This is a genomic window from Desulforhopalus singaporensis (genome assembly GCF_900104445.1).
Taxonomy (GTDB): domain Bacteria; phylum Desulfobacterota; class Desulfobulbia; order Desulfobulbales; family Desulfocapsaceae; genus Desulforhopalus_A; species Desulforhopalus_A singaporensis.
In genome coordinates, this window is sequence record NZ_FNJI01000108.1 from 1 (window position 1) to 1,849 (window position 1,849).

Genomic DNA, 1,849 nt, shown 5'->3' on the forward strand with positions numbered 1-1,849 from the left:
AAATTTCCAATGATGTCAATATGTTTTTGTTGTTTTATCTTTTATTTCGCCACCTTGCTCGCATGCAAAATGGCGGATGAAACTCCAAACTCCAGATATTGTTACGAGTTTGAAAAAAGTTTGATATTTAAAATACACCCGTTAGTTGTACACCCTTTGTGCAAGCTATAGGTCTTGTCGAAACAAGGCAATCTCCTCTCTCCTTGCCTTCAAAATTGGTATTGGTCCGATCAAGTCGGAATTGCTACAGCTTATCTAACTCTCTGTTTTATTACCGGTTGTACATATATCTTGTATTCTCCCTGCCGTGATGCCCAAATCATCTCTTCATAGGCGCCACTTTTTTTTAACCGAGCCAGTCCACGGTTAAATGCTGTCACAAGCCTTTGAGCCCGTGCCGGATCGATATTCTTTGAAATCATAACAGAAAGGGGAGCGACGCTAACGGGTCTATGGTGATTTGTCACCAAAGAAGCTTGTTCCAAAGAAAGCTCATGGTGAAGAATGCTGTAGCCAACTTCGATCGCCATCGGAAAGACTTGAATTCCTCCGGTCATGAGTCTCTTAATTAACTCTTTATCTTGGTTGACGAATTCAACTTTTAGTTTTCCCGTCTTTGCTGCCGTATCGAAGGCCTCTCCATAAGTATATTTATTGACAGCGCCAATATTTAGATCCACCAAGTCATCAATAGTATTCCACTGGAAAGGAAAACTTTTGAGGTGAAAAAAAACCTTCTTGTTTACGGTTACCGGATCAGTAAAGTAAAAAGTTGTTTCGCGATCGGGAGTAGCCACCCATCCAACCGACCCATCATACTTGTCGCCCTTTTCCGCGAGATCATACGCCTCTTGCCATGAATAAAAGGCATATTGCACCTCAATGCCCTCCAGCAAGAAGGCTTCTGAAACGATATGGGAAAAGACGCCAAAGTGTTTCAGGTTCTTGGACATTAAAGGCTGCCATTCGCCGTTAGTCAACCTAACAATCTCCTGGGCAGAGGCAATGTTGAACAGGAAACTTAACAGTATTAATGTGATAATGCTGATCCGTTTAGACATGTCTTACACCTCCCAAGTTTTTGAATTTATTGATTACATTGTCTTTGTTGTTTTATATTTGAGGGGGGTAAAAAAAAACGAGCTACCTTGTAAAAGGCAACCCGGCTTTCTCTAAAGACCCGTAGCTTTCCGTCCCTGTCTTAGACAGGTTTGGCTTTTTCTTTTAATATTAAATTATATGTTGATCCTTTATTTTACATTGCGATTCTTAAAAATAGCAATGCCACAATGTGGCATTGAATATGGTGTGCTGAAATTGTCAGGTGGTCGTGATAGAGTTTTTTGAAAAAATTGTAAGATCAGCGCTCGGTGTTTCAGGAACACTGAATAGACACCAGTATCCTAGACACTCACCACCTTCAATGCGTGTTTTTACGAGTTATGATCAAAAGTGGTGTTTGAGGGAGACTTAAAGAAGAAATGATCTTTCCCCGCTAAAGTGGACACCCTGTTAAGCCGCAAGTCTATTTTCCCAGCATTTTTCTTCAAAGTTAGCTGGCGATAAATAACCGAGAGAAGAATGCCTCCTTCTCCGGTTGTAGTATGCTTCAATGTAAAGGCACAATCGCCAATCCCAGCACGGGTCAGACTAGCTTGACGCTCATAGACATTATAAACTGAGTATCCCAACAATTTCCCTTACGACTCATGCTTTGAATGCAGCCGTTTGCACAAAGCAGGCTCCGGAAATCAGAACTGGCATACTGTACCCCCTGGTCGCTATTATGCACCAGTAACCCTTTGCCGGGCCTGCGACGCATCAAAGCTTTACTCATTGCATGCATTGT

The 1,849-nt window shown here is 41.9% G+C and carries 1 protein-coding gene, 1 pseudogene and 1 riboswitch; the gene and the pseudogene both read right to left on the minus strand.

All coding sequences use genetic code 11. The features are described 5' to 3' along the window. Positions 1-251 precede the first annotated feature (251 nt). Positions 252-1,061, minus strand: coding sequence for a substrate-binding periplasmic protein (locus BLQ17_RS22000; protein WP_092226431.1), 810 nt, complete (start codon positions 1,059-1,061; stop codon positions 252-254). 92 nt (positions 1,062-1,153) lie between these two features. Further along, positions 1,154-1,226, minus strand: a riboswitch (cyclic di-GMP riboswitch). A gap of 286 nt (positions 1,227-1,512) precedes the next feature. Next, positions 1,513-1,626 (minus strand): annotated as a pseudogene (locus tag BLQ17_RS23820) (IS3 family transposase); the annotation flags it as partial. Between the last annotated feature and the right edge of the window lie 223 nt (positions 1,627-1,849).